At 71.3% G+C, this 26,625-nt stretch carries 27 protein-coding genes; 14 read left to right on the top strand and 13 right to left on the bottom strand.

The window, feature by feature from the left end:
- Positions 1 to 5: 5 nt before the first annotated feature.
- Genes hda through HNQ58_RS02385 form a run of 4 tightly spaced genes read right to left on the bottom strand, consistent with a single transcriptional unit; the run spans position 6 to position 3,436 of the window.
- The gene (hda, locus tag HNQ58_RS02400; RefSeq protein ID WP_183947177.1) at positions 6 to 695 is read right to left on the bottom strand and encodes a DnaA regulatory inactivator Hda; all 690 of its coding nucleotides are present in this window, start codon (positions 693 to 695) and stop codon (positions 6 to 8) included.
- The gene (locus tag HNQ58_RS02395) at positions 692 to 1,831 is read right to left on the bottom strand and encodes an AI-2E family transporter (protein ID WP_183947176.1); all 1,140 of its coding nucleotides are present in this window, start codon (positions 1,829 to 1,831) and stop codon (positions 692 to 694) included. Before HNQ58_RS02395 ends, hda begins: the two co-directional genes overlap by 4 nt.
- A complete protein-coding gene (locus HNQ58_RS02390) occupies positions 1,821 to 2,390 on the bottom strand; it encodes a CDP-alcohol phosphatidyltransferase family protein (protein ID WP_183947175.1) in 570 nt (189 codons plus the stop codon). Before HNQ58_RS02390 ends, HNQ58_RS02395 begins: the two co-directional genes overlap by 11 nt.
- A complete protein-coding gene (locus HNQ58_RS02385) occupies positions 2,387 to 3,436 on the bottom strand; it encodes a DUF2066 domain-containing protein (protein WP_183947174.1) in 1,050 nt (349 codons plus the stop codon). Before HNQ58_RS02385 ends, HNQ58_RS02390 begins: the two co-directional genes overlap by 4 nt.
- Before the next feature lie 102 nt (positions 3,437 to 3,538).
- On the opposite strand from HNQ58_RS02385, the gene purM reads away from it, so the two are divergent.
- The 3 genes from purM (at position 3,539) to HNQ58_RS02370 (ending at position 6,094) form a co-directional block, all read left to right on the top strand.
- Positions 3,539 to 4,612, top strand: coding sequence for a phosphoribosylformylglycinamidine cyclo-ligase (gene purM / locus HNQ58_RS02380; RefSeq protein WP_183947221.1), 1,074 nt, complete (start codon positions 3,539 to 3,541; stop codon positions 4,610 to 4,612).
- 88 nt (positions 4,613 to 4,700) lie between these two features.
- Positions 4,701 to 5,408, top strand: coding sequence for a phosphoribosylglycinamide formyltransferase (purN, locus tag HNQ58_RS02375; RefSeq protein WP_343057140.1), 708 nt, complete (start codon positions 4,701 to 4,703; stop codon positions 5,406 to 5,408).
- Positions 5,387 to 6,094: a DUF3108 domain-containing protein gene (locus HNQ58_RS02370; RefSeq protein WP_183947173.1), complete on the top strand. Its 708-nt coding sequence runs from the start codon at positions 5,387 to 5,389 to the stop codon at positions 6,092 to 6,094. Before purN ends, HNQ58_RS02370 begins: the two co-directional genes overlap by 22 nt.
- Before the next feature lie 210 nt (positions 6,095 to 6,304).
- Here the strand turns inward: HNQ58_RS02370 and murA are convergent, their stop codons facing one another.
- Together murA and HNQ58_RS02360 are read right to left on the bottom strand one after the other, a co-directional pair.
- Positions 6,305 to 7,561: a UDP-N-acetylglucosamine 1-carboxyvinyltransferase gene (gene murA, locus HNQ58_RS02365; protein ID WP_183947172.1), complete on the bottom strand. Its 1,257-nt coding sequence runs from the start codon at positions 7,559 to 7,561 to the stop codon at positions 6,305 to 6,307.
- Positions 7,562 to 7,727: 166 nt separating this feature from the next.
- Positions 7,728 to 7,967, bottom strand: a complete 240-nt coding sequence (locus tag HNQ58_RS02360) for a BolA family protein (RefSeq protein WP_183947171.1) — start codon at positions 7,965 to 7,967, stop codon at positions 7,728 to 7,730.
- Between the two features lie 121 nt (positions 7,968 to 8,088).
- On the opposite strand from HNQ58_RS02360, the gene HNQ58_RS02355 reads away from it, so the two are divergent.
- From HNQ58_RS02355 to rapZ, 10 genes are all read left to right on the top strand, one after another.
- Entirely contained in the window at positions 8,089 to 9,099 is a 1,011-nt protein-coding gene (locus tag HNQ58_RS02355; RefSeq protein ID WP_183947170.1) for a KpsF/GutQ family sugar-phosphate isomerase, read from the top strand.
- Positions 9,100 to 9,270: 171 nt separating this feature from the next.
- Positions 9,271 to 9,825: a KdsC family phosphatase gene (locus tag HNQ58_RS02350; protein WP_183947169.1), complete on the top strand. Its 555-nt coding sequence runs from the start codon at positions 9,271 to 9,273 to the stop codon at positions 9,823 to 9,825.
- Positions 9,822 to 10,382: an LPS export ABC transporter periplasmic protein LptC gene (gene lptC / locus HNQ58_RS02345; RefSeq protein WP_183947168.1), complete on the top strand. Its 561-nt coding sequence runs from the start codon at positions 9,822 to 9,824 to the stop codon at positions 10,380 to 10,382. Before HNQ58_RS02350 ends, lptC begins: the two co-directional genes overlap by 4 nt.
- Positions 10,363 to 10,878, top strand: coding sequence for a lipopolysaccharide transport periplasmic protein LptA (gene lptA / locus HNQ58_RS02340; RefSeq protein ID WP_183947167.1), 516 nt, complete (start codon positions 10,363 to 10,365; stop codon positions 10,876 to 10,878). The genes lptC and lptA overlap by 20 nt, the downstream gene beginning before the upstream one ends.
- Positions 10,878 to 11,597: an LPS export ABC transporter ATP-binding protein gene (gene lptB / locus HNQ58_RS02335; protein WP_183947166.1), complete on the top strand. Its 720-nt coding sequence runs from the start codon at positions 10,878 to 10,880 to the stop codon at positions 11,595 to 11,597. Before lptA ends, lptB begins: the two co-directional genes overlap by 1 nt.
- Positions 11,598 to 11,637: 40 nt before the next feature.
- Complete coding sequence (locus tag HNQ58_RS02330) at positions 11,638 to 13,119, top strand: RNA polymerase factor sigma-54 (RefSeq protein ID WP_183947165.1); 1,482 nt, start codon at positions 11,638 to 11,640, stop codon at positions 13,117 to 13,119.
- A gap of 129 nt (positions 13,120 to 13,248) precedes the next feature.
- Positions 13,249 to 13,575 carry a ribosome hibernation-promoting factor, HPF/YfiA family gene (hpf, locus tag HNQ58_RS02325; protein ID WP_183947164.1) on the top strand — a complete coding sequence of 109 codons (327 nt, stop codon included), beginning with the start codon at positions 13,249 to 13,251 and terminating at the stop codon, positions 13,573 to 13,575.
- A 14-nt stretch (positions 13,576 to 13,589) separates the two neighbouring features.
- Entirely contained in the window at positions 13,590 to 14,057 is a 468-nt protein-coding gene (locus HNQ58_RS02320) for a PTS sugar transporter subunit IIA (RefSeq protein ID WP_183947163.1), read from the top strand.
- Positions 14,058 to 14,064: 7 nt separating this feature from the next.
- Positions 14,065 to 15,018, top strand: a complete 954-nt coding sequence (hprK, locus tag HNQ58_RS02315; RefSeq protein ID WP_183947162.1) for an HPr(Ser) kinase/phosphatase — start codon at positions 14,065 to 14,067, stop codon at positions 15,016 to 15,018.
- Complete coding sequence (gene rapZ, locus HNQ58_RS02310) at positions 15,012 to 15,896, top strand: RNase adapter RapZ (RefSeq protein ID WP_183947161.1); 885 nt, start codon at positions 15,012 to 15,014, stop codon at positions 15,894 to 15,896. The genes hprK and rapZ overlap by 7 nt, the downstream gene beginning before the upstream one ends.
- A gap of 171 nt (positions 15,897 to 16,067) precedes the next feature.
- On the opposite strand, the gene HNQ58_RS02305 is transcribed toward rapZ, so the two are convergent.
- Both HNQ58_RS02305 and HNQ58_RS02300 read right to left on the bottom strand, forming a co-directional pair.
- Positions 16,068 to 17,978 (bottom strand): M48 family metallopeptidase, encoded by a 1,911-nt coding sequence (locus HNQ58_RS02305; RefSeq protein ID WP_183947160.1) that lies wholly within the window; start codon positions 17,976 to 17,978, stop codon positions 16,068 to 16,070.
- A gap of 149 nt (positions 17,979 to 18,127) precedes the next feature.
- A complete protein-coding gene (locus HNQ58_RS02300) occupies positions 18,128 to 18,712 on the bottom strand; it encodes a LemA family protein (protein ID WP_183947159.1) in 585 nt (194 codons plus the stop codon).
- An 84-nt stretch (positions 18,713 to 18,796) separates the two neighbouring features.
- Here HNQ58_RS02300 and HNQ58_RS02295 point away from each other — a divergent pair, with 84 nt between their 5' ends.
- The gene (locus HNQ58_RS02295) at positions 18,797 to 20,023 is read left to right on the top strand and encodes a serine hydrolase domain-containing protein (protein WP_183947158.1); all 1,227 of its coding nucleotides are present in this window, start codon (positions 18,797 to 18,799) and stop codon (positions 20,021 to 20,023) included.
- Positions 20,024 to 20,057: 34 nt separating this feature from the next.
- On the opposite strand, the gene HNQ58_RS02290 is transcribed toward HNQ58_RS02295, so the two are convergent.
- From HNQ58_RS02290 to gcvH, 5 genes are all read right to left on the bottom strand, one after another.
- Positions 20,058 to 22,157, bottom strand: coding sequence for an EAL domain-containing protein (locus HNQ58_RS02290; protein ID WP_183947157.1), 2,100 nt, complete (start codon positions 22,155 to 22,157; stop codon positions 20,058 to 20,060).
- Positions 22,154 to 23,170, bottom strand: a complete 1,017-nt coding sequence (locus HNQ58_RS02285) for an SRPBCC family protein (RefSeq protein ID WP_183947156.1) — start codon at positions 23,168 to 23,170, stop codon at positions 22,154 to 22,156. Before HNQ58_RS02285 ends, HNQ58_RS02290 begins: the two co-directional genes overlap by 4 nt.
- A gap of 206 nt (positions 23,171 to 23,376) precedes the next feature.
- Positions 23,377 to 23,799 (bottom strand): hypothetical protein, encoded by a 423-nt coding sequence (locus HNQ58_RS02280; RefSeq protein WP_183947155.1) that lies wholly within the window; start codon positions 23,797 to 23,799, stop codon positions 23,377 to 23,379.
- A gap of 854 nt (positions 23,800 to 24,653) precedes the next feature.
- Positions 24,654 to 26,006 carry an aminomethyl-transferring glycine dehydrogenase subunit GcvPA gene (gcvPA, locus tag HNQ58_RS02275; protein WP_183947154.1) on the bottom strand — a complete coding sequence of 451 codons (1,353 nt, stop codon included), beginning with the start codon at positions 26,004 to 26,006 and terminating at the stop codon, positions 24,654 to 24,656.
- A gap of 151 nt (positions 26,007 to 26,157) precedes the next feature.
- A complete protein-coding gene (gene gcvH, locus HNQ58_RS02270) occupies positions 26,158 to 26,553 on the bottom strand; it encodes a glycine cleavage system protein GcvH (protein WP_183947153.1) in 396 nt (131 codons plus the stop codon).
- Between the last annotated feature and the right edge of the window lie 72 nt (positions 26,554 to 26,625).

The following is a 26,625-nucleotide window of genomic DNA, read 5'->3' as shown; positions in this document are numbered from 1 at the left end:
TCGTGCTACGGCTCAAGCAGCTGGCGCAGGAACGGGATGGTGATGCGGCGTTGCGCGGCCAGGCTCTCGCGGTCGAGGCGGTCGAGCAGCGCGGTGAGGGTGCCCAGGTCGCGACCGACGCGGCGCAGCAGCCAGTCCAGCACCGCCTCGTCGAGCTCCAGTCCGCGCGCGGCGGCGCGGCGGCGCAGCACCTGGCGGCGGCCGTCATCGTCGAGCGTGGCCAGCGTCAATTGCGCGCATTGGCCGAGCCGCGAGCGCAGGTCGGGCAAGCCCGGCGGCAGTTGCGCCGGCGTGGCCTGCGCCGCGTACAGCACGGTGCTGCCGGCACTGCGGGCCCGGTTGTGGAAGTCGAACAATGCGATCTCGTCCCCGCGCTGGCCGGCGACGGCATCGAGCCCGTCAAGACAGACCAGATCGAAGCCCTCGAACATCGCCACCGCCTCGGCCACCTGCCCTGCGCAACCGGCCAGCGGCAGGTAGGCGGCGCGCCGGCCGCATTGCGTGGCCTCGGCGCAGGCGGCGATCAGCAGATGGGTCTTGCCGCTGCCGGCCGGACCGGAGACATACACCCAGTCGGCCAGTCCGCCACGGGCGACGGCGCGCAGCAGCGCCACCACCGGGTCGCTTCCGACGAAACCGTCGAAGCGCTGATCCGGAGGAAAGCGCAGGGCCAGGGGGAGCTGCGGCGTGCTCACGCGTCCCGCTTCGGCATCGAATCGCCCGCGGGCGCCAGCGGCTCGCCGGTGTGCGCCACCAGCGGCGGTACGGCCGGTGCGCCGTAGAGGTCGCTCTCGGTGTACCGGGCATGCAGCCAGCGCAGCACCACCATCGCCACGGCCGCCACCGGCAGCGCCAGCAGCACGCCGAGGAAGCCGAACAGCTGGCCGCCGGCCATGATCGCGAAGATCACCGCCACCGGATGCAGGCCGATGCGGTCGCCGACCAGCCACGGCGTGAGCAGGAAACTCTCCAGGGCCTGGCCGACGCCGAACACGACCAGCACCAGCACGACATGCAACAGATCGCCGTGCTGCACCAGCGCGGCGACCAGCCCGGCGGCGACGCCGATGAAGGCGCCGAGGTAGGGCACGAAGCTGACCAGGCCGGCCAGCATGCCGATCAGGAAGGCCAGCTCGATGCCGACCAGCCACAGGCCGAGCGAGTAGATCGCGCCCAGCGCCAGCATCACCGACAGCTGCCCGCGCAGGAAGCCGCCGAGCACGGCGTCGGACTCGGCCGCCAGCCGCACGACGGTCGGCTCCAGCGGGCGCGGCAGCAGCTCGCGCACGCGCTCGACCATGCCCGGCCAGTCGCGCAGGAAGTAGAACGTCAGCACCGGAATCAGCAGCAGGCTGGCCAGCCAGCCGAGGATCGCCAGCCCGGATCGGGAGATGCCGCCGAGCACGGCCGAGGCGATGCCGCCGGCCTCATGCCAGTGCTGCTTGAGCAGCCCGATCAACCGCGCCGGGTCGAAATAGCCGGCCAGCTCCAGCCCGGTGCGCTGCTCGATCCAGGGCAGCGCGGTGTCGCGCAGCCACGCGCCATACGCCGGCAGCTGCTGCACCAGGTAGGCGATCTGGCGTTCGAGCAGCGGCACCACGACCAGCAGCGCCAACAGCAGCGCCAGCGTCATCAGCGCGAACACCAGCACCACCGCCAGGGTGCGGCCCATCCCGCGCCGCTGCAGGCGTCCGACCAGCGGGTCGCCCAGCCAGGCCAGCAGCAGCGACACCGCGAACGGCGTGAGGATCGGCCCCAGCGCGTACAGCAACGCGCCGAGCACCGCCGCCATCGCCAACCACCACCACTTGCGCAGATCCTCACCGCTCATCCCCGCCCCCTCTGACATGCTGCCGCGCCTTGCGGCTCCAGCACACCACGTAGTCCACACCGCTGGCGACGGTCAGCGTCGCCACCGCGTACACCAGTGCATCGCGCGCCGCGCCGGGCACGCCGCCGAAGCCGAGCTGCACCAGCACCGTCAGCACCAGCACGATCTGAAAGAAGGTGTTGGCCTTGCTGAGCCGGGTCGGCGCCGCTTCCAGCGGGGCGATGCGCAGCTGCCAGATGCCGGCGCCGGCCAGGATCACCACGTCGCGGCACAGCACCAGCAGCACCAGCCAGGTCGGGAAGTGCCCGCCGTACCACCACAGGCTGAGAAAGGCCACCGCCAGCAGCAGCTTGTCGGCGATCGGGTCGAGCAGCCCGCCCAGCCGCGACTGCCAGCCGAAGCGTTTGGCCAGCACGCCGTCGAGCGCATCGGAGAAGCCGGCCAGTGCCGCCAGTGCCAGCGCCCAGCCGTAGTCACCGCGTGCCAGCAGCCACCACAGCGGCAGCACCATCACCATGCGGGCAAGGGTGATGGCATTGGGCAGCCAGGCCAGGCTCATGGGCGCAGCCTGAACTCCGCCTCGTCACCACGCGCGGCGGCCGGCTCGAGCGTGCGCCCGCCCGCCACCAGCCGGCGGAAGCCCTCCAGCCCGGCGGCCAGCTCCAGCCGCAGTCGCAGGCTGTCGTCGCGCGCTTGCAGCGGCGTGACCGAGCGCACGATGGCCAGCGTGTCCAGATAGCCCATCAGGCGGATGTAGTCGTCGCCCGAGCGCAGCCCGCGCACCACGATCTCGTGGCTGCCGGGCGGGCCGCTGGCGAGCAGGTCGGCGTAGCGGCGGCCGAGCGCATCGACCGCGCCGTCGGCGCCGTCGGACAGGGCGAGGCGGGCGTCCTCGTGGCTGGCGCCCCAGCGCGCCACCTCGCTGCCACCTTCGCGCAGCGTCCATTCCACCGACCAGCCCGCGCCGCTGCGTGCCAACCGGCCGAGCAGCAGCGGTGCGCTGCCGTGACGTTCGGCCAGCGCCGCCAGCGCCTCGGCCTCGCCGCGCCAGACGGCGCGCAGGGCGAGGTCGGCATTCGACTCGTCGGCTGCAGGCAGGGTCACGCGGATGCCGCGCTCCTCGGCGCGCCGGCTCAACGCGCGCACCGCATTGGCCTGCGCCGCGCCGACCAGGCGCGGGCCGCGACCGTCGTCGATCACCAACCACAGGTGCAGCCGCGGCCGCGGCGCCGGCCACACCGGCAGGCCGGCCTCGGCCAGCATCGTCTCGACTGCGACCGGGTCGAAGCGTGCCACCAGGTACTGCAGGTAGACCGGGACGCCGGTGCTGGTATCGAGGTCCTGCCGGTAGCGGAACTGCCGCGCCAGCTCCGGTGCGCGCCGCAGCTCGGACTGGATGCGCGGGTCGGTCGCGGCGCCACGGATGCCGGTGAGCTTGACCACCACCTGCGCCAACGCCTGCGCCAGCGCGGCCTCGCGCTCGGCGGCATCCTGCCCCTGTACCGGCGCCTCGCCCTCGTACAGGTCCAGCTCCTGCGCGGCGGCGGCGCCGAGGGACAGCAGCAGGGCGAGAGCGAACAGGCAGCGGCGCGGCGACAGACGCATGGGCGGCATCCGGAAGGGGGCGGGCGTCGGGAAAGCGGACGGCCGACATGGTGCCGCAAGCCCGCCGCCGCCGTCCAACCGCGCCGGCCGCCCGGCACGGCGCTGGTAGAATGGTGTTTTCCCGCGCCGAGCCGCCCCGTGAATCCGAACGCCACCCCGCTCACCTACCGCGATGCGGGCGTCGACATCGACGCCGGCAACACCGTCGTCGAACGCATCAAGCCGCTGGTCAAGCGCACCTTCCGGCCCGAGGTGATGGGCGGACTGGGTGGCTTCGGTGCCCTGTTCGACCTGTCCGGCCGCTACCGCGAGCCGGTACTGGTGTCGGGCACCGACGGCGTCGGCACCAAGCTCAAGCTGGCGCAGATCCTCGGCCGCCACGACAGCATCGGCATCGACCTGGTCGCCATGTGCGTCAACGACGTGCTGGTGCAGGGCGCCGAGCCGCTGTTCTTCCTCGACTACTTCGCCACCGGCAAGCTCGACGTCGACACCACCGTCGCCGTGGTCGGCGGCATCGCCAGGGGTTGCGAGCTGGCCGGCTGCGCGCTGATCGGCGGCGAGACCGCCGAGATGCCCGACATGTACCCGCCGGGCGAATACGACCTGGCCGGCTTCACCGTCGGCGCGGTGGAGAAGTCCGAACTGCTCGACGGCAGCCGCGTGCGCGAAGGCGACCTGATCGTCGGCCTGGCCTCCAGCGGCCCGCACTCCAACGGCTACTCGCTGATCCGCCGCATCGTCGACCGCGCCGAGCGCCCGTTCGACCTCGACCTGGGCGGCGTCAGCCTCGCCGACGCGCTGATGGCGCCCACCACCCTCTACGTCAAGCCGGTGCTGGCGCTGCTGCGCACGCATCCGATCCACGCCATGGCGCACATCACCGGCGGCGGCCTGACCGAGAACATCATCCGCGTCGTGCCCGAGGGCCTCGGTCTGGAGATCGACACCAGCGCGTGGACGCTGCCGGCGGTGTTCGACTGGCTGCAGCGCGAGGGCGCGGTGCCGATGCCGGAGATGTGGCGCACCTTCAACTGCGGCATCGGCTTCACCCTGATCGTGCCGCCCGAGGCCGAGGCCGCCCTCAGCGCCGACCTGGCCCGGCACGGCATCGCGCACTGGACCATCGGCCGGGTCACCCGGGCCGGCAGCGGCGGGCGCGTGCGCATCGGCTGAGTCCCCGCAGGAGCGGCACGAGCCACGCCTGGCCAACCCACGGGCCATCCGCTCGCATCTCGCGCCGCTCCGACCAGAGCCCCACGCCGTGAGCCCAGCCCATTCCCACACCTTCCGGCCCTTCCGCATCGCGGTGCTGGCCTCCGGCCGCGGCAGCAACCTGGCCGCGCTGATCGCCGCGCGCGCGGCCGGGCGGTTGCCGGTGGAACTGGTCGGCGTGTTCTCCGACCGCGCCGGTGCCGGCGCGCTGGAGATCGCACGCGCCCACGGCATCCCGGCGCTCGCGCTGTCGCCGAAGGATTCCGCCGATCGCACGGCCTTCGATGAATCGCTGTTCAGCCGCATCGCCGCGGTTCAGCCGGACCTCATCGTCTGTGCGGGATACATGCGGCTCATCAGCGAGGCGGCCGTGCGGCGCTTTGCGGGGCGGATGATCAACATCCACCCCTCGCTGCTGCCGAAGTATCCCGGGCTGCACACCCATGCCCGGGCCATCGCGGCCGGCGAGCGCGAGCACGGCGCCAGCGTGCACTACGTGATCCCGGCGCTGGATGCCGGCCCGGTGATCGCGCAGGCCCGGGTGCCGGTGCTAGACGGCGATACGCCGGAGACGCTGGCCGGGCGCGTGCTGGAGCGCGAGCATCCACTGCTGGTCGCCAGCGTGCGGTGGATCGCCGAAGGCCGCGTGCGCCAGGCCGGCGCCGCCGTCGCACTGGACGGCCGGCCGCTGCCCGCCCCGCTGCTGCTCGGACCCGACCAGGAGCTGCACCCGCCATGCGAATCGTCCACAGCCTGATCCTCACCCTCGCCGCCCTCGCCGCCGGCAGCGCCGAGGCCTCGCCCCTGCGCGGCTACACCGCCGAGTACGAAGTGCTGCGCAATGGCAGCGCCATCGGCCGCGCCCAAGTGCGCCTGCAACCGCTGTCCGGCGACCGCTGGGAGCTGCATTCCCTGACCCGCGGCACCGCGGGGCTGGCGGCGCTGGTCGGCATCGAGATCGACGAACGCTCGCAGTTCCGCTGGCAGGACGGGCGCCCCGAGACGCTCGCCTACCGCTATCGGCAGAGCGGCGCGATACGCACGCGCGAGCGTCGCGTCGATGTCGACCCGGCCGCCGGCCGCGTGATCAGCACCGACCGCGACCGCGAATACCGCTTCGATCTGCAGCCCGGCACGCTCGACCGCCAGGCCGTCACCCTCGCGATCGGCCGCGATCTCGCCGCCGGCAAACGCGACGGCCTGGAATACCGCGTGGTCGACCGTGACGACTACGAACTGCAGCGCTACCGCGTGACCGGCGACGAAACCGTGCAGGTGCCCGCCGGCGCGATCCGCGCGGTGCGCGTGGAGCGCGTGCGCGAGACCCCGGGCCGCAGCACCACCACCTGGATGGACCCGGCGCGCGAATACCTGCCGGTACGCATGGTGCAGCGCGAGCCGAAGGGCGAGACGATCGAGATGCGGCTGGTGGAGGTCCGGTAACCGGTAACTCCGGTAACCGGTAACCGGTAACCGGAAATCGGGAATCGGAAATCGGGAATCGGAAATCGGGAATCGGAAATCGGGAATCGGGAATCGGGAATCGGGAATCGGGAATCGGGAATCGGAAAGGCTCGCGCTACCGTCTTCTCGCGGCAACGCGAGTCGAAGCCCCGTTGCCGGTCACCGATTCCCGGTTACCGGCTGCCGTGATCAAGGCACCCGCCGGATACGCGCGCCGAGCGCGCCGAGCTTCTCTTCGATGTTCTCGTAGCCGCGGTCGATGTGATAGACGCGGTCCACCGTCGTCTCGCCGGCGGCGACCAGCCCGGCCAGCACCAGCGAGGCCGAGGCGCGCAGGTCGGTGGCCATGATCGGCGCGCCGGTCAGGCGCTCGCGGCCGCGGATGATGATGGTGTTGCCTTCCTCGTCGATGTCGGCACCGAGGCGGCGCAGCTCCTGCACGTGCATGAAGCGGTTCTCGAACACCGTCTCGGTGATCACGCCCACGCCCTCGGCGATGCAGTTGAGCGCGGTGAACTGCGCCTGCATGTCGGTCGGGAAGGCCGGATACGGTGCGGTGGTCAGGTTGACCGCCTTCGGCCGGCGGCCGCCCATGTCCAGCGCGATCCAGTCCGGCCCGGTGTCCAGGTGCGCGCCGGCCTGCTCCAGCTTGATCAGCACCGCATCGAGGATGTCGGCGCGGGTGCGGCGGGCGACCACGCGGCCCCCGGTCATCGCCGCCGCGACCAGGAAGGTGCCGGTCTCGATGCGGTCGGGCAGCACCTCGTAGACGCCGCCGTGCAGGCGCTCCACGCCCTCGATGGTGACGGTGCTGGTGCCGGCACCGTGGACCTTGCCGCCCATGGCATTGATGCAACGGGCCAGATCGACCACTTCCGGCTCCTGGGCGGCGTTCTCCAGCACCGTCGTGCCGCGCGCCAGCGCCGCCGCCATCATCAGGTTCTCGGTGCCGGTGACGGTCACCACGTCCATGACGATGCGCGCGCCCTTCAGGCGCTCGGCGCGGGCCTTGATGTAGCCGTTCTCGACCACGACCTCGGCGCCCAGCGCCTGCAGGCCGCGGATGTGCTGGTCGACCGGGCGCGAACCGATCGCGCAGCCGCCCGGCAGCGACACCTCGGCATGGCCGAAGCGCGCCACCAGCGGGCCCAGCACCAGGATCGAGGCGCGCATGGTCTTGACCAGCTCGTAGGGTGCGACGAAGCGCTCGACGTGACGCGGATCGGCCTGGATCCGCATCTTCTCGTCGATGGTCAGCTGCATGCCCAGCTCGCCGAGCAGGGACATGGTGGTGGTCACGTCCTGCAGGTGCGGCACGTTGCCGATCTCGACCGGCCCGTCGCACAGCAGCGTGGAGCACAGGATCGGCAGCACGGCGTTCTTGGCGCCGGAGATCTGCACCTCGCCGTGGAGCGGCTGACCGCCGTGGATCAGGATTTTGGCCATGGAACGGAACCCGGAAATCGGAAATCGGAAATCGGCAACGGCGGATTGCGGCACCGTCGACGCGCGATGGAGCTCCCCGGCCGTTCTAGCGCGGACATCGGCCGGTCTGCGGACAGGACAGGGCGGAACGGGGGCGGGCGCGCGGCACGCGGCGAGCCCTCACGCCCTATTCCCCGGTCCCGGCCTCGTCGGGCGTCAGGGTGCGCAGCGACAGCGCATGGATCGCGCCGCCCATCAGTTCGCCCAGGGTGGCGTAGACGAGGCGATGGCGGGCCAGCGGCAGCTTGCCGCGGAAGGCCTCGGCGACCACGGTGGCTTCGAAGTGCACGCCGTCGTCGCCGCGCACCTCGGCGCGCGCGCCGGGCAGGCCCTGCTCGATCAGCTGGCGGATGGTGTCTGCGTCCATGGGGAGTCGGCGCCGCGGAACGGGCGCGGGTGATGGCTGGGATACAATGGGCCGCTACTTTAATGGAAACCGCGCGGCGCCGGAACGCCGAGCCGCCGCCCGTCGAGCCCTCACCACCATGATGAACGCCCTTCCCGCCGCCGCGCCGGCCCATGACTGCCCCGACGAGCTGCTGGTCGACAGCGCGCTGGCGGTCATCGACATCGAAGCCCAGGCCCTGGAGGCGCTCAAGCCGCGCGTGGACGGCGGCTTCGTCGCCGCCTGCCGACTGATGCTGGCCTGCACCGGCAAGGTGGTGCTGACCGGCATGGGCAAATCCGGCCACATTGCCCGCAAGATCGCCGCCACCCTCGCCTCCACCGGCACCCCGGCCTTCTACGTCCACCCGGGCGAGGCCAGTCACGGCGACGTCGGCATGATCGCCCGCGGCGACGTGGTGCTCGCGCTGTCCAACTCGGGCGAAACCGACGAGGTGCTGACCATCGTGCCGGTGATCAAGCGCTTGGGCGTGCCGCTGATCGCGATGACCGGACGCCCGCAGTCCAGCCTGGCACAGCATGCCGACGCGCACCTGGACGTCAGCGTGCCGGCCGAGGCCTGTCCGCTGGGCCTGGCGCCGACCTCCAGCACCACCGCCTCGCTGGTGATGGGCGACGCGCTGGCGGTGGCGCTGCTGGAGGCGCGTGGCTTCACCGAGCAGGACTTCGCCCGCTCGCACCCGGCCGGCGCGCTCGGCCGCCGCCTGCTGCTGCACATCCGCGACGTGATGCACAGCGGCGAAGACATCCCGCGCGTGCGCGCCGAGGCCACCGTGACCGAGGCGCTGGTCGAAATGAGCCGCAAGCGGCTGGGCATGACCGCCATCGTCGACGAGGACAACCGCCTGCTCGGCGTGTTCACCGACGGCGACCTGCGCCGCACCCTCGACGACACCCAGCTCGACCTGCGCCGCACGCCGGTGGCCAGCCTGATGACGCTCAAGCCCAAGACGATCCGCCCGGACAGCCTCGCCGTGGAAGCCGCCCACCTGATGGAGTCGCACAAGATCAGCGCCCTGCTGGTGGTCGATGCCGACAACCGGGTGGTCGGTGCGCTCAACATTCACGACCTGTTGCGGGCGAGGGTGGTCTAAAGGCCGGAAACCGGAAACCGGGAATCGGTAATCGGCAATCGGAGAGCGCATCCCGGCCAGCCACGACTCCCCACCCTCGCTCCTCGCTCCTCGCTCCTCGCTCTCCGGTTTCCGGCTTCCAGTTCCCGGTTTCCGCTCTTCCGACTCCCCCTTCCCGATTCCCGGCAAAAAATGCCCTACTCCCACCTCAACGACTTCCCCGCCGACATCCGCGAACGCGCCGCGCGTGTGCGGCTGCTCGGGCTGGATGTCGACGGCACGCTGACCGACGGCCGGCTGATCCACAGCGACGCCGGCGTCGAGACCAAGGCCTTCCACGTGCAGGACGGGCTCGGGCTGAAGCTGCTCGGCGAGCACGGCATCGCGGTGGCGCTGGTCACCGCGCGGCGCAGCCCGGTCGTCGAGGCGCGGGCGCGCGAACTCGGCCTGCCGCACGTGCATCAGGGGGTGAGGGACAAGCGCGACTGCCTGCGCGCGCTGTGCGCCGGGCTTGGCCTCGCCCCGGACCAGGCCGCGTTCATGGGAGACGACCTGCCCGACCTGCCGGCGCTCGGCTTTGCCGGGTTCTCGGTGGCCCCGGCCAACGCCCACCCCTGGGTCCGCGAGCGCGTGCACTGGCGCACCCAGCACGCCGGCGGCGCCGGCGCCGTGCGCGAACTGGCCGACCTGCTGCTGGCCGCGCAGGGCCATGCCGAAGCCGTGCTCGCCCGTTTCCTGGATCGATGAAAGCCCGTCCGCTGGTCGCCCTGTTCCTGTTCGCCGCCGTCGTCGCCACCGGCTGGATGGCCTGGCAGCTGCGCAGCCGCGCGCCGGCGCAGGAATACATGGGTCCGCCACGCGCCAGCTACACCCTGGACGACTTCCAGGTGGTCTTCCTCGACGAGTTCGGCAGCGAGTCCTTCACTGCCCGCGGCCCGCTGCTGGCGCGCGATCCCTACACCGGCCAGATCACCATCGACCAGCCGGTGTTCAGCGTCCCTGCCGAAAATGGCGCCTGGGTCGCGCGCGCCGAAGACGGCTGGGTCAACGACCGCGGCGACGAGCTGCGCCTGACCCGCGCGGTGCGCGTCGACGGCCCGCCCATGCCGGGCAAGGGCGCACTGCGGATCGAGACCGAGGAACTCACCCTGTTCCCCAAGACCCAGCGCGCCACCAGCCAGCGCGAGGTGTACGTCACCTTCGGCGACTCTATACTCCGGGGCCGCGAGCTCGACGCCGACCTCGCCGCCCGCCGCATCCAGCTCGTCGAGGTCCGAAGCCGCCATGTTCCGATCCGCCGCTGATACCGCCTTGCGTTCGATCCTGCTGCTGGCCGCTCTCGCCCTCGCGCCGGATGCCGCCGCGCGCTCGGACGACCGCCGGCAGCCGATGCAGATCGAGGCCGACCGCGGCGATGCCCTGCTCACCGACGACGGCGAATCGCGCTTGACCGGCAACGTCCGCATCACCCAGGGCTCGCTCGACGTGCACGCCGACAGCGCCTTGGTGATCCGGCGCCGCGGCGAGATCGCCCGGGTGATCATCGAGGGCGCCCCGGCCACGCTCAGTCAGATCGACGACGAGGGCAACCCGATGCGCGCCGTCGCGCAACGGGTCGAATACGACCTGTCCAGCGACGTGATCGTGCTCAGCGGCGCGGTCACCGTCGAGCAGTCGCGCGGCACGCTCAGCGGCGAGCACGTCACCTACGACCTGAGCACCGGGCGGGTCGATGCCGGCAGCGAGGGCGGCCGCGTGCGCATGACCATCCAGCCGCGTGGCGGCGAGGGCGCGCCCTGATGCTGGTCGCGCGCGGGCTGCGCAAACGTTACCGGCAGCGCGAGGTCGTCCGCGATTTCGGCCTGACGCTCGACGCCGGCGAGGTGGTCGGCCTGCTCGGACCCAACGGCGCCGGCAAGACCACCTGCTTCTACATGATCGTCGGCCTGGTCCCGGCCGACGCCGGCGAGATCGTGCTCGACGGCGCCGACATCGCCGGCCTGCCGATGCACGCCCGCGCCCGCCTCGGCGTCGGCTACCTGCCGCAGGAACCGTCGGTGTTCCGCAAGCTCAGCGTGGCCGACAACATCCGCGCCGTGCTGGAACTGCGTCCGGACCTGGACGCCGCCGGTCGCGAGCGCGAACTGGAGGCGCTGCTCGACGAGCTGCAGGTCGGCCACGTCGCCGACCAGCTCGGCGCCAGCCTGTCCGGCGGCGAACGCCGCCGCGTCGAGATCGCCCGCGCCCTGGCTGCCCGGCCGCGGCTGATGCTGCTGGACGAGCCCTTCGCCGGCGTCGACCCGATCTCGGTCGGCGAGATCCAGAAGATCGTCCGCCACCTCAAGAACCGCGGCATCGGCGTGCTGATCACCGACCACAACGTGCGCGAGACCTTGGGCATCTGCGACCGCGCGTATATCCTGAACGCCGGTACGGTACTCGCGGAGGGAGCCCCCCAGGCGGTGCTCGCCAATCCCGAAGTGCGTCGCGTCTACCTGGGCGAGAGCTTCCGGCTCTGACCGCCCGCGCGACGGCCCGGCACCGCCGCTCCGAGCGCGCATGAAACCCACCCTCCGACCCGGCCTCGGCCAGCACCTCGCGCTCACCCCGCAGCTGCGGCAGGCGATCCGCCTGCTGCAGCTGTCGTCGATCGAGCTGGAAGCCGAGGTCGCCCGACTCCTCGACGGCAACCCGCTGCTCGAACGCGCCGACGAGGCCGAGCCGGACGACGACGCCAGCGGCGAAGGCGACAGCGCGGAAACGGCCGCCGAAGCCGGCCCGGCGGCCGACACGGCCGACGCGACCGGCGCCAGCGACCCGGCCGACATCGATGCTTCCGACGCCTCCGACGCCATCGACGCCATCGACTTCGACGACGGCCTGGACTGGCACGGCCGCGGCGACGACGACGGAAGCGACGGCGAGGACGGCGACCGCCCGGTCGCCGTCAGTGCGCCCGAGGACCTGCACGACCACCTCTACTGGCAGCTGCACCTGACCCCGATGGGCGCCCGCGACCGCGCCATCGCCGTCGCCCTGATCGAAGCCATCGGCGAGGACGGCTACCTGACCGAACCGCTGGACGCCATCCGCGCCAGTCTGCGCCCCGAGATCGACGTCACCCTGGAGGACATGCTGCCGGTCCTGCATCGCATCCAGCATTTCGACCCCCTCGGCGTCGGCGCCATCGACCTGGCCGATTGCCTGACCATCCAGCTCGGCACCCTGTCCCACGACACCCCCGGGCTGGCGCTGGCGCGCAGGATCGCCGCCGACCACCTCGAAGCACTGGCCCGCCACGGCCCCGAGCGACTCGCCGCCGAACTGCACGCCGATCCGGCCGAGCTGGCCGTCGCGATCGACCTGCTGCGTTCGCTCGACCCGCGCCCGGGCGCGCAAATCACCCCGGCCGCGCCCGAGTACATCCGCCCCGACTGCGTGGTCTGGCGCGAGGGTGGGGTCTGGAAGGTCGCACTGGCCCACGGCTGCCAGCCGCAGCTGTGCATCAACCGCCGCTACCAGCGCCTGCTGGCCCGCGCCAGCCGCGAGGATGCGCACTACCTGCGCGGCCAGTTGCAGGAGGCGCGCTGGCTGATCAGGAGCCTGCAGACCCGCGCCGACACCCTGCTGCGGGTGGCCCGCTGCATCGTCCGCCAGCAAAGCGGCTTTCTCGACCATGGCCCCGAGGCCATGCGCCCGCTCACCCTGCGCGATGTCGCCGACGAGCTGGGCCTGCACGAGTCGACCGTTTCCCGCGCCACCGCCCGCAAGTACCTGCGCACCCCGCGCGGCACCTTCGAGTTCCGGCACTTCTTCGCTTCCGGGATCGGCACCGGGGACGGCGGCGCCGCCTCCAGCACCGCCATCCAGGCCATGATCCGCAAGCTGATCGAAGCCGAAGACCCGCGCCGGCCGCTTTCCGACGCCCGGATGGCCGCCGAGCTGAAGGCGGCCGGCATCCCCGTGGCCCGGCGAACCGTGGCAAAATACCGGGAAGCGATGAATATCCCCTCGTCCAACGAGCGGCAGCGACTCGGCTGAGGCCCCGATGATCGACACGGCAGCGGCCCGGCCCCCGGTTGGGCGCGCGACGATCCCCTCCCCCCTTCCCTCCCCGCGTCCGTCCCGGGACGGGCGCATTCCTGCCGTCCACGAGTAAGGAGATCTGTCATGCGGATCGAGATCAGCGGCCACCAGATCGACGTGACCCCCGCCCTGCACGACTACGTCAAGAACAAGCTGGAGCGCCCCGATCGCCACTTCGACCACCACCTCGAAGCGCGCGTGATCCTCTCGGTGAACAAGCTGGAGCACAAGGCCGAGGCGACCCTGAACACCCCCGGCAAGACCCTGTTCGCCGACGCCGTCGCCGAGGACATGTACGCCGCCATCGACCTGCTGGCCGACAAGCTCGACCGCCTGCTGATCAAGCAGAAGGAAAAGATGACCGACCACCACCGCGGCCTCGACGCCGCGCGCTCGGGCAGCCTCGGCTGAGCCACGTCCCCGCCATGCACCTGCTCGACCTGCTGAGCCCCGCGCGCGTCAGCGCCGGGGTCCATGCCACCAGCAAGAAGCGGCTGCTGGAATCGCTGGCCCGCCTGCTCACCGACAATCAGGACGGCGCGCTGGAAGCCGCCGTCTTCGACAGCCTCTGTGCGCGCGAGCGGCTGGGCTCGACCGCCCTGGGTCACGGCGTGGCGATCCCGCACGGCCGCACCGCCGGACTGGCCGCGGCGACCGGCGCCTTCATCCGGCTGGCCGAGCCGATCGACTTCGGCGCGCCCGATGGCCAGCCGGTCGACCTGGTCTTCGCGTTGGCGGTGCCCGAGCACTTCACCCACCAGCACCTGCTGCTGCTCTCGCAGCTGGCCGAGATGTTCGGCGACGCGGCCTTCCGCGAACGCCTGCGCGCCGCCAAGGACTCGACCGCGCTGTACCGCCTGCTCTCGGACTGGCAAAGCGCCCACGCGGCCTAGCACGGGCATGGCCTCCCAGATCGCCGCCCGCGAACTGTTCGACCAGCTGCAGGCGCGGCTCGAGCTGCGCTGGGCCGCCGGCCAGGCCGGCGAATCGCGCGTGCTCGAATCCGGCGAGCACCTCTCGCGCCGGCCCTCGCTGGCCGGCTACCTGAACATCATCTACCCGAACAAGGTGCAGATCCTCGGCAGCGAGGAGCTGGCCTGGCTGGACGGCCTCGACGCCCGCCAACGCTGGGAAACGCTGCAGAAGATCGTCAACTTCCGTCCGCTGGCCCTGGTCATCAGCAAGAACCAGCCCTGCCCGGCAGACCTGCACGACGCCTGCGAGGAATCGCAGACCCCGCTTTGGATCTCGCCGCGCCGCGGCCACGAGCTGCTCACCCTGATCCAGTACCACCTGGCCCGCGCGCTGGCGCCGCGGATCACGCTGCACGGCGTGTTCATGGAGGTGTACTCGATCGGCGTGCTGATCACCGGCGAGAGCGGGGCCGGCAAGAGCGAGCTGGCGCTGGAGCTGGTCACCCGTGGCCACCGCCTGGTCGCCGACGACGCGCCCGAATTCACCCAGATCGCCCCCGACGTGCTCGACGGCACCTGCCCGGAGCTGCTGCAGGACCTGCTGGAGGTGCGCGGCCTGGGCATCCTCAACATCCGCCAGATGTTCGGCCACACCGCGATCAAGCGGAACAAGTACCTGCGCCTGATCGTCCACCTCAAGCCGGTCGGCGACCCCGACCACAGCGGCATCGACCGCCTGCTCGGCGATCTCGGCCTGCGCCGGGTACTCGACCTGGACGTGCCCACCATCACCCTGCCGGTCGCACCCGGCCGCAACCTCGCCGTGCTGCTGGAAGCCGCCGTGCGCCTGCACCTGCTGCGCGCCAAGGGCATCGACCCGGCGCAGGCCTTCCTCGCCCGCCACAGCCAGCAACTGAAGAACGACGTCTCGCCATGGTGACCGACAGCGCGCCAACCCGCCCCAGCCTGGTCGTCATCAGCGGCCTGTCCGGCTCCGGCAAGTCGGTGGCGCTGAACACGCTCGAAGACCTCGACTACAACTGCGTCGACAACCTGCCCGCCGAACTGCTGCCGGCCTTCGTCGAGAGCGTCACCCGCAGCGGCGAGGCGCATCCACGGCTGGCGGTCGGCATCGACGTGCGCAACCGTGGCGTCGACCTCTCGCAACTCCCCGAGTGGCTGTCGGCGGTCGGTGCGCTCGGCGTGGACTACACCCTGGTCTACTTCGACACCCGCGACGAAATCCTGCTCAAGCGCTACTCGGAAACGCGCCGCCGCCACCCGCTCAGCCACACCGGCCTGGCGCTGGCCGACGCCATCGTGCTGGAGCGGCAGGTGCTGCGCCCGGTGCGCGCCATCGCCGACCACGTCATCGACACCAGCGAGCTCAACGTCCACCAGCTGCGCCGACGGGTGATCGTCCAGCTCGGCGCCGGCCAGCGCCCCGGCCTGTCGCTGCTGTTCGAATCCTTCGCCTACAAGCGCGGCCTGCCGGCCGACGCCGACTTCGTGTTCGACGCCCGCTGCCTGCCCAACCCGCACTGGGACAGCCGCCTGCGCCCGCTGTCCGGCCGCGACGCCGCCGTGCGCGAGCATCTGGAGGCGCAGCCCGAGGTGCGCGAGTTCGTCCAACAGGTCGCCAGCTTCCTCGACGCCTGGCTGCCGCGCTTCGAGGACGGCACCCGCAGCTACGTCACCATCGCCTTCGGCTGCACCGGCGGCCGCCACCGCTCGGTCTTTCTCGCCGAGCATCTGGCGCGGCATTGCCGCGAACAGGGCCGCGAGGACGTGCTCACCTTCCATCGCGAGCTGGAATAGGGCCGGAAACCGGAAACCGGAAACCGGAAACCGGAAACCGGAAACCGGAAACCGGAAACCGGAAGAGCATCAAAGCATTGTCATCCCGGCGCAAGCCGGCATGCTCTTTCCCGGGCCCCGGATCCCGACGAGCACTGGACTGGCCGCACACGCCGTCCCGGACGACGCGACTCAGCCCTGCTCGATGAGCGGCGGCAACGGGCAGTGCAGCACGGCGCACACGGTGCGCAGCAGCTCGGCCTCTTCCACCGTCACCTGGCCATCGTGGCTGATCGCCGCCACCAGCGCCTCGACCAGCAAGGACTTGGCCAGCGGCTGCAGCTCGTCCAGCAACGGCCAGTCCTGGTCCAGCGCCTGCACGCCGGCCTCCGGTGGCGCGTACGGGAGGTGCTGGTGCGGCAGCACCCGATCGAGGCCGACGTGGTAGGCACGCCGCGCCTGCGCCGGATCGGCGTGCCCAACCTGCGCCATCACCGCCAGCAGGCGGGCGACCGCTTCGCGCGCCTCGGTCAGCTTGCGCCGTCCCGGGCGCCAGTGCCGCGCCGGATCCAGCGCCTCTAGCACCTGGCTGCGCAGCAACTGGCCGAGGCAATACTCGAACAGGCTCAGTCTGCCGTCGGCATGCGCCAGCGCGTGGACGCTGTCGGCGAAGGCCTCCAGCACCGGCCGCGGCTGCCGGCGCAGCGCCGGAAAGGCCAGCTCGGCCAACGGCAGCCGCAGCATCGGATGCAGCCTGGCCGCATCCTGCGCCACCGCCCGTGCCGCGTCCGCCACCGCGCCGCCGTGCCGGGCCATCAGCTCGCCGTACTGGCGCTGCGCGATGGCCGCATCGCGCGAGAACAGCAGGCCGAACAGCAGGCTCATGGCCGTATCCGATTGCCGCGCCATCGCCTGCAGGTGCTCCGGGATCGACGCCAGCAACGCGCCGGCACGCCGGTAGTCGCCCTCGACCGGCGCGGCGACATGCGCGGCCACCGCCGTCGGCACCACGTCGAGCGCCGCCCCCGGCGTCGGCAGCGGCGCCTCGCGTCCGGTCAGCCCGAGCGCGCGATCCTCGTCCAGCCCCGCGGGCGGCGCGTCGCGCCAGCGCCGCCGCAACTGCGCGACCTCTTCCGGCCTGAAACCCGGCTCCAGTGCCTGGATGCGCTTGAGCAGCGGCGGATGCGTCGCGAACAGCGAGGAAAAGCCGACGCCGTCGCCGAACAGCATGTGCGCGACCTCCTCGCCATCGGCGCTGACCAGCTTCGAGCCCTCCGGCAGGCCGGCGATCTTCTTCAGTGCGCCGGCGATGCCCTGCGTCTGGCGGGTGAACTGCACCGCCGAGGCATCCGCCAGGTATTCGCGCTGGCGGCTCACGCCGGCCTTGATCAACCGGCCGAAGAACACGCCGACGTAGCCGATCACCGTGATCGCCAGCGCGATCAGCATCACCGCCGCCACCCCGCGCGAATCGCGCCCGCCGCGGGCGAGACGCGCGTGCTGCAGCACCTTGCGGCCGATCAGCCCCAGCACCAGGATGCCGAACAGCACGCCCATCAGGCGGATGTTCAGCCGCATGTCGCCGTTGCGGATGTGGCTGAACTCGTGCGCGATCACGCCCTGCAGCTCGTCGCGGTTGAGCCGCTCCAGCGCGCCGCGGGTCACCGCCACCGCCGCATCCGAGGGCGACCAGCCGGCGGCGAAGGCGTTGATGCCGGCCTCCTGCTCCAGCACGTAGATCTCCGGCACCGGCACCGCCGAGGCGATGGCGATCTCCTCGACCACGTTGCGCAGCCGGCGCAGCTGCGGATCGACCGTGTCCTCGGGCACCCGCACACCGCCCAGCTCGCGCGCCACCGCGCCGCCACCGCTGCGCAGACCGGCCACACGGGCGAGCGAGGCCAGGCCGATCACCGCCAGCGTCGCCAGGCTGACGAACACGAGTGGCCCGATCACCTCGCCCACCGGCCGGTGGACCAGGCCGAAGGCGAACAGCAGCACCAAGTCCACCGCCAGCACGATGCCGAGCACCGCCAGCGCGAACAGCACGATCAGCCGCCGCGACTGGCGGCGGGCGGCATCCTGACGTTCGTAGAAGTTCATCGTGATGCGAGAGTATGGGGAGAGATCCGCCGCCGCACCCTAGCGGCGCGGTCCGCGGACGGACGGCGCGCCGATCTGCCGGCCACGGCCCACACCGCGCCTGCACGGACCGTCGGAAGCCCCTGCGGCGCGCCCCCACCCGCCACGCGTCAGAACTTCACCTGCGGCGCGCGGCGCATCTCCGGCGACTCGATCTCCAGCAGCGCGGCGGGCTGGAAGCCGAACAGGCCGGCGACGATGTTCGCGGGGAACACCTCGCGCTTGTTGTTGTAGCCCATCACCGCGTCGTTGAAGGCCTGGCGGGCGAAGGCGACCCGGTTCTCGGTCGAGGTCAGCTCCTCGGAGAGCTGCATCATGTTCTGGTTGGCCTTGAGGTCCGGGTAGGCCTCGGACAGCGCGAACAGCCGGCCCAGGGTCTGGGTGAGCATGTTCTCGGCGCCGGCAAGCTGCTGCATCGCGGCCGGATCGCCCGGGCTGGCCGCGGCGTTCTTCTGCGCGTTCACCGCGGCGCTGCGGGCGGCGATCACGGCCTCCAGCGTCTGGCGCTCGTGGGCCATGTAGCCCTTGGCGACCTCGACCAGATTCGGGATCAGGTCGTGACGGCGGGTGAGCTGCACGTCGATCTGCGCGAAGGCGTTGCGGAACGCGTTGCGCGCCACCACCAGCCCGTTGTAGATGCCGACCGCCCACAGCACGAGGACGACCAGTACGGCCAGAAAGATCAGAAAGCCCATCGGATGACTCCTTCCCTGAACGAGACGGCCCACATGCGGCGTACGGCGCTAGAATGGGGCGGCCGTTCCAAGCATACGCAGGCGATGCCACAGACGAAAGCCGCGCTCCTCGCCCTCCTGCTCGCCTGCGCGGGCGCCCCCGTGCTCCCCGTTGCGCCGGCCCACGCCAATTCGATCGACGCCACCCGCGAAGCCGGGCGCGACTACACGCACATCGCCCGCCAGGGCGAACGCCTGGCCCAGCGCATCGTCGACGAGGCCCGCATCCCCGGCCTGATGCTGGTGGTGGTGCAGGACGACCGGGTGCTCACCGCGCGCGGTTTCGGCGTCGCCAACGTCCGGACCCGCGAGCCGGTCACGCCGGACACCGCCTTCCGCGTCGCCTCCCTGTCCAAGGGCTTCGCCGCCACCCTGGCGGCGCTGCTGGTGCGCGACGGCGCGCTGAGCTGGGACACGCGGATCTCCAACTACCTCACCGCCTTCCGCCTGGCCGATGTCGAGGGCTCGCAGAACCTGACCGTGCGCGACGTGCTCAGCCACCGCGTCGGGCTGCCCTACCACGCGCTCGACAACGACCTGGAAGCCGACCAGCCCTACCCGCTGCTGGTCGCCAAACTCGGCGAGACGCCGATCATCTGCCGCCCGGGCGACTGCTACGGCTACCAGAACATCGCCTTCAGCCTGATCGGCGACATCGCCTTCGCGGTGACCGGCGACTTCTACAGCCGCCTGGTCGAGAAGCGCCTGTTCCACCCGCTGGGCATGTACGGCGCCACCTTCGGCCGCGACGCGCTCGAGTCCAGCCCGAGCTGGGCGGCGCCACACGTGCGCGGGCGCGGCGGCTGGGTGCCGGTGCGGCCGAAGGAGACCTACTACCGCGTGCCGCCCGCCGCCGGCGTCAACGCCAGTGCGCGCGACCTGGCGCAGTGGCTGATCGCCCAGCTCGGCCATCGCCCCGAGGTGCTGCCACCCGACCTGCTGCGCGAGGTGCACACCCCGCAGGTGCGCACGCCGGACCAGCTCGGCGGCTCGCCCTGGCGACGCGAGCGCCTGCGCAACGCCCACTACGCGCTCGGCTGGCGCAGCTACGACTACTCCGGCCACCGTCTGCAGTTCCACGGCGGCGCGGTACAGGGCTATCGCGCGATGATGGGCTTCCTGCCCGACCATGGCCTGGGCGTGGCGGTGATCTGGAACAGCGAGAGCCCGGCCCCGTCCGGCCTGTTCCCGACGCTGATCGACCGCGCGCTCGGCCTGCCGCAGCGCGACTGGCTGCAACTGGAGCGCCACGCGGCGCGCGGCGCGCGCTGAGCCGGCACGCTCCTGCGGCGCTCCGGCCACCGGCTCAGTCGAGGTTGAGCAGCGGCCTCGGCATGCCGAACAGGAAGCCCTGGCAGTAGTCCACGCCGATCTCGCGGATGCGGCGGAAGATGGCCTCGTTCTCGACGAACTCGGCGATGGTCTTGACCCCCATCACCTTGCCGATGCGGTGGATCGACTCGACCATCGCCAGGTTGACGCCGTCCTGCGCGGCGTCGCGCACGAACTGGCCGTCGATCTTGATGTAGTCCACCGGCAGCCGCTTGAGGTAGGCGAACGAGTTCAGCCCGCTGCCGAAGTCGTCCAGAGCGAAACGGCAGCCGTAGTCCTTCATCCGGCGCATGAAGTCGCCGACCTCGGCCAGGTTGGCGATCGCCTCGCTCTCGGTGATCTCGAAGCACAGCGTGCCGCCCGTGGGCAGGCCGCGCACCTGCTCTTCCAGGTAGTCGCGGAACTCGGCGTCGCTCATCGACGAGCCGGACAGGTTGATCGCCACCAGCTCGGGCAGGGCGCGGCCGGTGTGCGAACGCCACAGCAGCCACTCGCAGACCTGACCGATCACCCAGCGGTCGATCCGTCCCATCAGCCCGTAATGCAGCGCCGCCGGCAGGAACTCGCCCGGCGGCACCAGCCGTCCGCTGGCGTCGGGCAGCGAGATCAGCACCTCGATGTGGCGGCCGGTCGGAATGCCGCTTTGCACCGGCACGATGTCGTGCGCCAGCAGATGGAAGTCGCCCACCTCAAGCGCGGTCTGCAGGCGCGGGATCCAGCGCATCTCGCCCTGCCGGCGCACCAGGTCGACGTCGGCGGGCTCGGAGACATGCACGCGGTTGCGGCCGCGCTCCTTGGCGATGTAGCAGGCGGCATCGGCCGCCATCAGCACGCTCTCGTAGGTGCCGGACTGACGGCTCACCGGCGCCACGCCGACCGAGCCGGTGATGACGAACTGGCGCTCGCTCCATTCGAAGCGCATCCGGCTCAGCGCATCGACCAGCGCCTGCGCGCGCCGGGCCGCCTCGGCGGTGCCGCGCTGCGGCATCAGCACACCGAACTCGTCGCCACCCAGCCGCGCCAGCACGTCGCCCTCGCCCAGCGCCGATCGCAGCGTCTGCGCCACGTCCTTGAGCAGCGCGTCGCCGGCAGCGTGGCCGCAGGTGTCGTTGACCAGCTTGAACTGGTCCAGATCGAGGTAGCACAGCGCATGCGGTCCGCTGCCGGCGTTGGCTTCGAGCACCAGCCGCTTGAGCTGACGCTCGAACTCCTCGCGGTTGTACAGCCCGGTCAGCGAGTCGTGGCTGGAGCGGTAGGCCAGCTCGCGCAGCAGCGCGGCGGTCTGCGAAGTGTCGCGGAAGGTCAGCACCAGCCCCTGCGGCCGGCCCTCGCTGTCGGCCACCGCGGCCACCGCCACCTGCACCACGCACTCGCTGCCGTCGCGCCGGCGCAGCGTGGCCGGCGCGTCGGCGACGGCATGGAACCAGGCCGACAGCCCGGCCAGCCCTTCGTTCTCGGGCGGCGGCGCGCGATGCCCGCTGGGCATGAACACGCTGGTCACCGGCCGCCCCACCGCGCTGCCCGCGCTCCAGCCGGTGATGCGCTCGGCGGCCGGATTGAGGTAATCGATGCGGCCGTCCGGAGCGACGCTGATCACACCGTCGGCGATCGCGCGCAGCGTCGCCTGGGCGCGCTCCTTCTCGGCCGCCAGACGCTGCTCGAAGCGGCGCCGCTCGGTGATGTCGCGCAGGCTGGCCACCCAGCGCCAGCCGTCCTCGCCACCACCGGGAATCCAGCGCAGCCGCGACTCCAGCCACAGCCAGTGGCCGGACCTGTGCCGCGCGCGCAGTTCGATGGTCGCCTCGCGCACGCCGCCCGAGCGGGCGCGCTCGTAGGTGGCGCGCAGCCGCGGCACGTCGGCCGGATGCAGGAAGCGGAACACGCTGCGCCCCGCCAGCCCGGCCACGTCGTGCCCGAGCACGCGGTGCACCGACGGGCTGACGTAGCGGATCAGGCCATCGGCCTCGCCGACCGAAAGCACGTCGCCGGACTGCTCGGCGAGCTCGCGGAACAGGCTGTCATCGCCCGACAGGCGTGGCAGCGTCCGGCCGATGTGAGTGATCCTGCCGCTCATTCGATGGGGACCACCAGGTGCGTGACCAGCGCCTCCGGCGGCATCTCGCCGGGGTCGCTCAGGTACTGCGCGATCACCGGCCCGCGCTGGCGGTAGCCGTGGCCGGCGGTCCAGTCCATCGCCCCCTGCCAGTACGCGTGCAGGCGCTCGTAGGGCCCGACGTGGACGAAACGCAGCGCGCGGCCGCCCGGCGACATGCCGGCGCGCACCTCGCCGGCCAGGGCGATGTCGTTGCGGTCCACCGGGATCGCGGCATCGAAGCGCCACACCCCGTCCTCGACCGCATGGGTGATCGTCAGCGGTGCGCCGACCTGGCGGACGCCCTGCGCCTGCATCAGCGCCGTGATCTCGCCGTAGCGCGCGGCCAGCGCCTCGGCGATGGCATGGATGTCGTCGACCGGCGCGGTGCCGCTCGCATACAGCAGCCTCAGCGGCACGAAGTCGATCTCCTCGCCGTCCACCATGGCGGACGACGCCGATCCGGACCCGGACTCGAGCAGCGCCTTGAGGCGCGCCAGCCCGCGCTCGTAGTCGGCACCGATCAGGCGGTCGAGGAACAGTCCGAACCAGCGCCCGGCGATGCTGCCCCCGAAGTCGGCCTCGAACCGCCACAGCACATCGGTGCCGCCATCACGCGGCGAGAGCAGGAACCGGGCGGTCGCCTCGCCCTGCCCGTCGAATTCGAGCGCGGTGACCACCCGCTCGCCCGCCACGCTCTCGACGATGCGCTGGCGGCCGCTGCCGACGGCATCGTTGCCCGACCAGCGCAGGGTCGCGCCGACGCCCGTCGGCGGACCGGAAAATTCATACCGGGCCTGCGGGTCCAGTTCGGCCCAGGGCGACCATTCGTTGAAGCGGCCGAACCCGTCCAGCACGGCATGCACCTCGGCCGGCGGACGCGCCACATGGATGCCCCGCTCGACAACCACCCGGTCGGGCAGCAACCAGCCGACCGCGAAGAACAGCACGACCAGCGCCGCGATCACTCCCGCCAGCGCCTTGACTACCCGCATCGCCCTGTCCTCGATTCACCGCGCATCGACGCCGTCCTGATCGATCCGGGATGCCCGGATGTTGCCACTTCACGCCCGCACGGCCTGCGCTGTCCCCAATGGAGCAACGGCGCCTGCCGGCGCCGTCTCACCCCCTCCCCCGAAAGTCTCTCTCCCTGCCTGGGCCCACAGGGAGAGAGTCCGGACTTACGGTTCGGGACGTCGGCTTACATCACCGGCGCGACGGGGGCCGCCGGCATCACCGGAGCCGGAGCGGCCTTCTTCTTTGCCGCCTTCTTGGGAGCGGCCTTCTTCGGGGCCGCCTTCTTGGCAGCGGCCTTCTTCGGAGCCGCCTTCTTGGCAGCCTTCTTCGGAGCCGCCTTCCTGGCGACCTTCTTGGCAGCCTTCTTCGGAGCCGCCTTCTTGGCGACCTTCTTGGCGGCCTTCTTCGGAGCCGCCTTCTTGGCGACCTTCTTGGCGGCCTTCTTCGGAGCCGCCTTCTTCTTGGCGACCTTCTTGGCAGCCTTCTTCGGAGCCGCCTTCCTGGCGACCTTCTTCACCGCCGGCTTCTTGGCAGCGGCCTTCTTCACGGTTTTCTTGGCCGCGGATTTCTTCGCGGCGGTCTTCTTCGCAGCTTTCTTCATAGCCATGGTTCGTCTAGCTCCTCGTCAGTTGGCTGTTGACTGCCCAGTGTTGAAGTCACCGTCACAGGAGACGAGCCCGGGACGGACCGCGGCCACCCACGCGGGGCGGCGCGACGGATGCGCCGGACGGGACGAACCATGCATCCCGCCCAAAACGAACGCCCATGCCGGCAGCGGCATGGGCGTGAGATCGATGGGTGCCTCGGGAGAGGCTGCGGCTTTTTTCGAGGGAAAGATCCCCTGAGTCCACCTGACGACTTCCTGGGCGGCGAAGCGTGTCGCGCATGTTGGAAGTTGGTTTCGACTCACTATTCCCCGCAGCCGGCGTCTGCTGGGCGAAAGCTAATCACGTGAAAACACAGTGTCAATAACTCCAGGCGCATTTTTTTCGACGCCGCCGCACGCGCGTCGGGCAACGCCTCGCACGGGCGACCACGACATGCTCGCCATCGCGATCGCGAAGAACCAACGCGCATGCGATGAAAGCAAGCATCCGCGCGGCTTGCACGCGATCGCGCACTTGCATCGCCGCGACGCGCGACATGCGGCCGGACATGCGCGCCGCGGGCGACCACGACCTCGACGCCAGCGCTCACCGCAACCGCCGTCGCACCGGTTTTTCGCATCGCACAAGCCAGAAGTGCGCGAACTTGCGATGCCACCGACGCGCATGCGGACGATGCGACCGAGCGCAACCGACGCCATCCGCATCGCTCTGTCGGCCGGTGCGGGCAACCCGGCGGTGGCGCCGGACGAACACGACACCCTGTCGTCCGTCAGCCCGCATGCGAGGCCCCCGAAACGCACGAACCCGCGACGTCGCCGCCGCGGGTTCGCGCAGATCGAAGCGTCGGACCGGATCAGGCGACGGCGGCGGCGAGCGCCTCGGCGAACAGGTCCAGATCGGCGTCGGTCTTGGTCTCGGTGACGCACACCAGCAGCGCGTCGCCGAGTGCCGGGTACTCCTCGCCCAGCGCGACGCCGGCGACGATGCGCTGCTCGGCGAGCTTGGCGATCACCTCGCTGGCCGGCCTCGGCAGCACGAAGGCGCACTCGTGGAAGTGCGGCGCCTCCGGGAACAGCGCACGCACGCCGGGAATCGCTTCCAGGCGCCGCCGCAGTGCGCGGGCGCCGCTGGCCGACTGCACCGCCACGCGCCGGAGACCCTCGGGACCGAGCAGGCTCATGTAGATGGTGGCGGCGGTGACCAGCAGGCCCTGGTTGGTGCAGATGTTCGACGTCGCCTTGGCGCGGCGGATGTGCTGCTCGCGCGCCTGCAGGGTGAGCGCGAAGCCCTCGCGGCCGTCCAGATCGGTGGTGCGGCCGACGATGCGGCCGGGCATGTTGCGCACCAGGTCCTTCTTGCAGGTGAGGAAGCCGAAGTACGGGCCGCCCGAAGACAGCGGCACGCCCAGCGGCTGGCCATCGCCGCAGACGATGTCGGCGCCGGTCCCGCCCCAGCGGCCGGGCGCCTTGAGCAGCGCCAGCGACATCGGATTGACCACGGCGATGGCGAGCGCCCCGCGCGCATGCGCCCAGTCGGTCAGCGCATCCACGTCCTCCAGCACGCCGAAGAAGTTCGGCTGCGGGATCACCAGCGCGGTGAACGCCCCTTCGACCGCCTCCAGCGCCGCGATGTCGAGCCGGCCGCCCGGGCAGTCGATCTCCTCCACCGCGATGTCCTGCAGGCCGAGGATGGTCTTCATCGTCTTGCGGTAGGCCGGATGCACCGACACCGGCACCAGCACGCGGCGGGCGCCGCCGCGCTTGGCGCTGCGCTCGGCCATCAGCACCGCCTCGGCCAGCGCGGTGGCGCCGTCGTACATCGACGCGTTGGACACGTCCATGCCGGTCAGCCGCGTCATCATGGTCTGGTATTCGTAGATCAGCTGCAGCGTGCCCTGGCTGGCCTCGGCCTGGTACGGCGTGTAGGCCGAATAGAACTCGCCGCGGCCGACGATCTGCCAGACCGCCGCGGGGATGTGATGCTCGTAGGCGCCGGCGCCGGCGAAGCACAGGCGGGTCTCGTCGAGCCGGGCGCGCTCGCGCATCAGCCGCTCGACCTGCATTTCGTTCATGCCCTCGGGCACGCCGTCCAGCGAACGGACCTTGAGCTCGGCGGGGATCTCGTCGAACAGTTCCTCGATGCTGGCGGCGCCGATGGCCTTCAGCATGGACTGGACGTCGGCTTCACTGTGGGGAATGAAAGGCATGGGGCCGGAAACCGGGAATGGGGGAAGGGGGGAATGGGGGATACAGGGGATAGCGAAACGCGCGAGCGTCGGGGACCGGGGCGGGCCCGGGCATCGGGGCGGCGCAGCAGGCCGCATCCGACTCCCGCTCCCGCACCCGATGGCCGGCCGCTCAGTGGCCTTCTTCTTCGAGCAGCTCGGCGTAGTCGTCCGGCGACAACAGCTCGTTGAGCTGCTCGGCGTCGTCCATCCTGACCACGAAGATCCAGCCCTCGCCGTAGGCGTCCTCGTTGATGGTCTCGGGCTTGTCGGTGAGCGCCTCGTTGACCGCGACGATCTTGCCGGACACCGGGCTGTACACGTCCGAGGCGGCCTTCACCGACTCGACCACGGCGCAGGCGGCACCGGCCTCGACCTGGTCGCCGACGTTCGGCAGCTCCACATAGACCAGGTCGCCGAGCAGACCCTGGGCGTGGTCGGAGATGCCCACGGTGACGGTGCCGTCGTCCTCGACGCGGGCCCACTCGTGGGACTTCATGAACTTCAGGTCGCCTGGGATCTCGCTCATGGGATGCTCCTGGGAAATTGGGGCGTGGACGCGGCGCGGATTGTAACCGAGGCCGGGAACCGGGAATGGGAA

The organism is Rehaibacterium terrae (assembly GCF_014202935.1).
Classification (GTDB): Bacteria; Pseudomonadota; Gammaproteobacteria; order Xanthomonadales; family Xanthomonadaceae; genus Rehaibacterium; species Rehaibacterium terrae.
The sequence above is the reverse complement of the archived record's forward strand: the minus strand, read 5'-3'. Positions and strand labels throughout refer to the sequence as shown.